This window comes from Agrobacterium sp. DKPNP3, assembly GCF_052686535.1.
The window spans coordinates 1-928 of the sequence record NZ_JBQYSN010000185.1; the positions used below are offsets into that span (position 1 = coordinate 1).

The 928-nt window shown below is 58.6% G+C and carries 1 pseudogene; it reads left to right on the forward strand.

The annotated features are described in order from the left end of the window. Positions 1–928 (forward strand): annotated as a pseudogene (locus tag ACUTJJ_RS25030) (IS3 family transposase); the annotation flags it as partial.

Genomic DNA, 928 nt, shown 5'->3' on the forward strand with positions numbered 1-928 from the left:
AGCATCAGGCCGGACTCTCGGCTGTTGAACTGTGCCGCAAGTACGGCGTCAGCGACGCGACCTTCTACAAGTGGCGTTCGAGGTATGGCGGCATGGAAGTGGCTGAGGCCAAACGGCTAAAGGCTCTTGAAGATGAGAATGGCAAACTGAAGCGCCTCCTGGCCGACGCGATGCTCGATGTATCGACGTTGAAGGAGATGCTCGCAAAAACTTCTGAAGCCCGGCTCAAGGAGGAACGCCGTGACCTGGGCAATGAAAGAAAAGGACTACTAGCAACGCCGAGCTTGCGGCCTGGTCGACATCGATCCGCGCGTGTTCCGCTATCGGTCGACGCGGGGAGATGATGTCGCGATCCGTACGCGACTCAAGGAACTGGCCAGCCAGAGGCGTTGCTTCGGCTATCGTCGCTTGCATATCCTGTTGAAGCGGGAAGGTGTTGAGATCAACTGGAAGAAGCTCTATCGGCTCTACAGGGAGGAGCGGCTGACCGTGCGCAGGCGTGGTGGTCGCAAACGAGCTTTGGGAACCCGAGCGCCGATGGCGGTCCCTCAGGGACCAAACCAGCGCTGGAGCCTGGACTTCGTCTCGGATGCTCTGGTCGACGGCAGGCGCTTTTGCATTCTCTGTGTTTTCGACGACTTCAGCCGAGAGTGCCTTGCGACCGTGGTCGACAACTCGCTGTCCGGCGAGCGTGTCGGCCGCGAGTTGGACAAGATCGCGCTCAGGACGGGCTATCCCTGCATGGTTGTTTCGGACAACGGGACCGAGCTGACGTCGAATGCCATCCTTTAATGGCAGCAGGATCACGCCATCGAGTGGCATTACATTGCGCCGGGAAAGCCGATGCAAAATGGCTACGTGGAAAGCTTTAATGGACGTCTGCGTGATGAATGCCTCAACGAGCACCTCTTCACCAGCTACCGCCATG